This window comes from Oscillospiraceae bacterium (genome assembly GCA_015068525.1).
GTDB lineage: Bacteria > Bacillota > Clostridia > UMGS1840 > HGM11507 > SIG450.
This window is the reverse complement of the sequence record SVKJ01000043.1, coordinates 1-5513: the sequence shown is the minus strand read 5'-3', so window position 1 is coordinate 5513 and position 5513 is coordinate 1. Positions and strand designations below refer to the sequence as shown.

Here is a 5513-nt window from a genome sequence, read left to right as displayed (position 1 = left end):
TTTTTTTGATAAATAATCAAGAATTTCTCTTATTTCTTTATCTTCGGTATTATAATCAAATCCGACAATATGAAAGTCTGTGCCAAAACCTTCTCCCTCAAACTCTGTACCTGTAAGACAATAAAGGTCTCTAAGTCTTGCCGCCTTTTTCATAAAATATGTTCCCTGTGCAGTATCGTGGTCGGTTAAAACTATCGCTTTATGGCCTTGTTTAACCGCAAGGTCAGCCAACTGTTCAGGCGTCCATACTCCGTCTGAAAAAGTTGAATGATTATGTAAATTTGCAAATAACATATTTCCTCCTATATCCCATTACAAGCAGTTACAATTGCGTGAAAATCTCTTTGTGTCCACTCACAACGGTGTAAAAGTCTTGTTTCGGAAAGTTCTTCAATTATCTCAATATCGCCGTCAATATATGCTTTTATTCTTTCAAGTGATGATTTTAACCTTTGTATAACACCGCCGTATCGAATATCTAAAACTTCAAATCCAAATGGTTTGTAAGTTGACATCCATTGCTTTTTATGAATTGCCTCTAAAGATTCAAAATCAGAAATAAGTTCAGGAATATATTTAAAAACACAATCTTTCAAGAAGCCGTTATTCTTGTTATCGTAAGCGATCTTAAGATTTTCCAGAACAAAACATTTCTTCCTTGCAATTTCAATAAGTTTTAAAATGTATTTATACATTTCATTCCAAGGATTATTTGTATCAATATATGTTTTAAACTTATTCTCTAAATTTTTATAATGCTCATACATTGGTTTTGTTCTTAAATCTTCATCTAAAAGCCCGATAAGAAGGTCAGCAAAAACAAAACGCTTTCCGTAAAATCTTTCCCAATAGAAGTCATAGTCATCAAACTTATCAAAATCATTATGGAAATATGACATATCTGTGAATGCATCAAACGATGCTTTAGTAATATATTCAAATCTTTCTTTAAATTTTACTTCGTCAACTTCATAATTATACATATGTTCTGCAAAGTACATAAGACCATGCATTCCGAAGAAATGATTACATTCGCATCCATCATCTGCCCAGATGCTGCCGATTGCAGCTCTTATTCCTGTATCCTTACATGCTTTTAATGCAGGATTTGTTGTATCAATTGTCATCTTATTATCGGGAGCAAGGCCAAACCATGTCCAGATTCCACCCCAGAAAATAGCCTTTCCTGTTAAGTCGCGGTATGATTCAAGCATATTTTTATATAAATCATAATCATAATCGTAATACTCCCAATAGGTAAGAACAAGGTCTTTCGGAAGTCTTTTCTTAACATCTTCGGGAATTTTTGTTTCCCCTGCCGCTGCATACTGATTTCCCGTTGCAACTGCATAGATAACATCCCCGTAAATTATAGGCGTAAGACCCAACTCTTCTGCTATATCTGCAACTCTCTTTAAATGGTCAAGAAGAATTTCTTTTCGGTCAATCGGTCCATGCTTAGCATAGTATTTTCCGCTTCCCAAGTTTCCCGCCTCGTCCATTCCAAGATGGATTTTCTTTGTTTTAAAGCAGGATGAAATTGAGGTAATCGCTTTTTTTATAAAATCGTAAGTTCTTTCTTCTCCTGCAATAAGAACTTTTTCTGTGTCGCGGTACTGCATACCCTCGTCCCATTTGATATATTGTTCCATGTGCCCTAAAGCCTGAATATGAGGGATTGCTTCAATGCCAATTAAGTCGCAATACTCATCAATTTCTCTTAATTCCTCTTTTGTGTATCTGCCTCTTAAATATCCAAAGTAAGGGCATCCGTCAATTTCATAAGTATCTTCCAAATAAAGATATAACTGATTAAGACCCATAAGCGCCATCATATCCGCATACTTTTTAACAGCCTCAACTTTCATAACACCGTTTCTTGACATATCAAGCATAACACCGCATTCGTCAAAATACAAGGTTTCTTCTATATTATTTCTCTCTCCCTTTTTAAAGTCGAGTGAAATAAGGCTTAATGCACGAAAAAGTGCAGAATTTACAGGATATGTAATATATACATCTTCCCCCTGCCATTTTACTGTAAGTTTTTCCCCTTTTTCTATGTAAAGGTTTACCAAGTCAGGAATTTCATAATAATTTTTTAATGTTTCAATCCCTTTTAGTAAATTCTCATCGTCAATTTTAATTACTCTCATTTTTTATTGCCCCCTGCTTTGAGTTTATTAATATTCGCTTTTTTCACAAAATTTAAAAGATATAAAGAAACATTCACTTTGTGTAAATATTTTTTTATATTTTCTAAAAACAAAGATAATTTGCGGAGGAGACTTTTAAGTCTCCTCCGAAATATAATATAAATTAAGATTTTCAGAGCATTATTCAGCATATGTTATCGTTGGAGAATACGTATCAAGTTGTAGTATTCCTCCCAAATTTGTGTGTTCGTATGAAACTGTATCATCAGAATAAATATATTTTCCAGTCGTAGTTTTTTTAGCATCAGCTTCATCTGTTTCAATAAGTAACTGAATTGTTTTAATTCCATCAACTGCATTAGTATTCAAAAGTGCATTTTTAACCAGATTAGTTACATCAATTTTAAATTCTGTAATTTCAGATGTTATATAATTTGAAGAAACTGTATAATTAGTTTTATCAACTTGACTGTTAACATCTATACTGCTCTGAGTATAAATTACTTTGACTTTACCACCTGGAACACCATTAAGTGTTGTCGCATACGGGTCAAAACCTTTCACATAAAGATTTAAATAAATTCTATCATCTTCATTTAAACCTTGCGTAGTAGAGTTAAATGTAATCAACAAAGCATCTCTTGGAACAACATATCCACTTGAGTTACCATAAGTTCTAACCCAGTTCGAATTTCCAAGATCCTTAACATTTGATATCTTATTATAAGCAGCTCCCCAATCAAATTCAACACGTTTAGACGCAGCTGAGTCGAATATAAATACACCTTTTTCAAACGGATTATCAAAGTTTATTGTATAAGTCTTTGACTGTCCGTCATAGGATGTTACTTTAACAGTTGCAGCACCCGGAACCTCAGTTGCCTGAGTAACTTTAATAGTAAGATTTTCTGTATCTGCAACAGTTGCTGTAACCTGAGGAATGTCTGCATCTTTATTAACAATTACACTGTAGTTTAAAGTATCTTTATTAAAGTCTTTAATTGTTTCACCGTTAACTTTAATATCAGATGCTGCAATTTCGCCTTCGAATTTTGTAAACGACAAAGCAGCGTTTGCTGAATATGGTCTTATACAAACTTCCGAACCGGTTGAATTTATTTCAGGATTAAATATTGCTCTTACCATAAATGTGGCAGTTTCATCACCTTTTTCAAGCTTCGCCTTGATATAGTCGGTAACATCAACAGTCTTTGTTTCTTTTGCTGAATTAGCAACTACAACTCTTCCCGCAACATCATTTTCAATATTTTTATAATCTAACATTTCAAACGCGTTTGCTATTTCTTTGTTGATCATTTCAGGAGTAAGATCAGAATTCGTAGTAGAAGCTACCTCACCGTTAACTATTTCATCGTTAAACTTTTGATATTCATCCGTAGTTTTCGTTCCGGAAAAATAAGGGCTTGTACTAGGATGATATGAAATCGGAAGTTCTGTATCAACAGCCATAAACCCAATTTCAGCTATTCTGTCAGGATTTGATGCTGTATTAGCATTATTAACAGGAATATCTAATAACACTCTGTCGTTAATATTTGTAATCTTACTTATATCAAACTGAATAAGAACAACACTATACTCTGTTGAGTTGCTTGGAATTTCATTTCCTGCACTCGCTTTTATTCTTACCTCATTCCAGTCATAAATACCAGAGTCGCCTGTAAGAGGCGAAAATTTCTCTGATAAATCTTTATATATTCTTACAGTTTTAGAACCTTTAAATGGTGCAATTTGTTCTTCCGGATTCTGAGGTTCGCCTTTTTCTCTTACTCTTATTTCAACAGTTTTTACTTCTTCAGAATCTGGGGCAGTTGTTGTTATAACATAATTGTTATTTCCTGCATCAGAAACAGTTACATTAGCATAAGCTGCCTGAGCTGTAGCTTCGATATCTTCTTTTGTTATTGATGAAACATCGTTTGTTTCATAATAATAGTAAGATTTGTAAGGAGAAAATGCAGCTACAGTTTCGCCATTTACTTTAATGTCTTTTAATTTAAGATTGTCATACTCAGGAAGGTCAACTGTAATTGCTTCCTGTGTGTTTTTTGCATTTTCAGCATTATAAGTAAATGGAGTTGCTGTAAATTTCTTTTCTTCAGCACCTTTTTGAGTTGCATCTAAGAAACCGATACCAAAAATATTTCCTTTTTCTTTAGCAACCTCAAATGCTGTTTTTTCAGGATTGTTAATATCCTCTTTCCTAAGGTCGTATTCTTTACCATTAATTTCAAAGCCGACATTAGTATCGCTATCTTCGAATTTACCGAAAATGTAGGTATAACCTGTTTCGGTGTCAGTGTATATTTCTGTTGTTGTGATAGCACCAAAAGCCGTTACTGAAAGAAACATTGACACTACAAGAATTAAAGATAAAATTCTTTTCATTTTTCCTACCTCCTTTATGAAACCACTACATAGGTGGTAATGCCTGCATCATTGTATTCAATGCCTGCACCTTCAAGCCACCCTGAAAGGTTTGATAAATTTTCGGAAGGTAAAACTGTTTCGATTGTTACGATTGGTTTTACATAGTTTTTCATTTAAAAAAACTTCCTTTCTTTGTTATAATTTTTATTATTAAAAAAATTTAATAATCATTTTGTGTTTTCGGGAGGGGATGGAACCCCTCCCCTACAATTACGAATTACACATCGATTTAGTTGTACATTCTTTTATAAATTTCGTTTGCAACTCTTTCCTGTTCGTCAATGTTAAAGGAAGATCTTGCTTTTTTAACCCAAGCATCCCAAGCGGCATCGCCTGTATCTTTGCTTCCTTTTTCTGCTAAGATATATTTTGTAACAAATTCCTGTGTTGCTTTTTCGATAGCAGCTAAGTCTTTATCAATGATTGCTTTTTCTTCCGGTGTGTAAATCAAAGCAGGGTCAACAGGTTCAAAACCGTTTTCTTTATTTAACATTAAGTCCTGCGCTTCCTGTTCAAGTTCGGTATAATTAAAGTAACAACTTCTCTTATCTCCTCTTAATGTTAATCCTTCAACATATAAACCGAATTTTGCGGAAATATCGTTAATTGAAGGAACTTTGCCTTCAAAGGTTACATATTCTGCAAAGCCTTTATCGTCAAGATTATATGTAACGCCTTCGATACCTAAAGAAGTAAGTTCTGCTCCTCCTTCTGAAAGAAGATAGTCACAAAGTTTAAGTGAAAGTTCAGCATTTTCATTATTTGTAATCTGAGGACCAGCGTAACCTGTTTTAGCAAGAGTAACAACAGTCTGGTTAGGACCAAACGGATTAGCATATCTTAAGTCATAATCAGGAACAGTTTCTTTTGTTTGTGCTTTAAACTGTTCAAGTCTTCCAATCCAGT

The 5513-nt window shown here is 33.7% G+C and carries 3 protein-coding genes; all 3 read right to left on the bottom strand.

Annotation, left to right across the window (positions count from 1 at the left end; all coding sequences use genetic code 11):
- Window positions 1-294 (bottom strand): PHP domain-containing protein (locus tag E7419_08135; GenBank protein ID MBE7015148.1); only part of this gene is annotated, 294 nt, incomplete at its 3' end.
- A gap of 8 nt (window positions 295-302) precedes the next feature.
- Window positions 303-2156 carry a beta-N-acetylhexosaminidase gene (locus tag E7419_08130; protein MBE7015147.1) on the bottom strand — a complete coding sequence of 618 codons (1854 nt, stop codon included), beginning with the start codon at window positions 2154-2156 and terminating at the stop codon, window positions 303-305.
- Between the two features lie 180 nt (window positions 2157-2336).
- Complete coding sequence (locus tag E7419_08125) at window positions 2337-4565, bottom strand: hypothetical protein (GenBank protein ID MBE7015146.1); 2229 nt, start codon at window positions 4563-4565, stop codon at window positions 2337-2339.
- Between the last annotated feature and the right edge of the window lie 948 nt (window positions 4566-5513).

What these genes read in the sequence shown, in the direction of transcription:
- E7419_08125 (MBE7015146.1), bottom strand. Translation starts at nt 4,565, where the DNA reads ATGAAAAGAATTTTATCTTTAATTCTTGTAGTGTCAATGTTTCTTTCA.
- E7419_08130 (MBE7015147.1), bottom strand. Translation starts at nt 2,156, where the DNA reads ATGAGAGTAATTAAAATTGACGATGAGAATTTACTAAAAGGGATTGAA.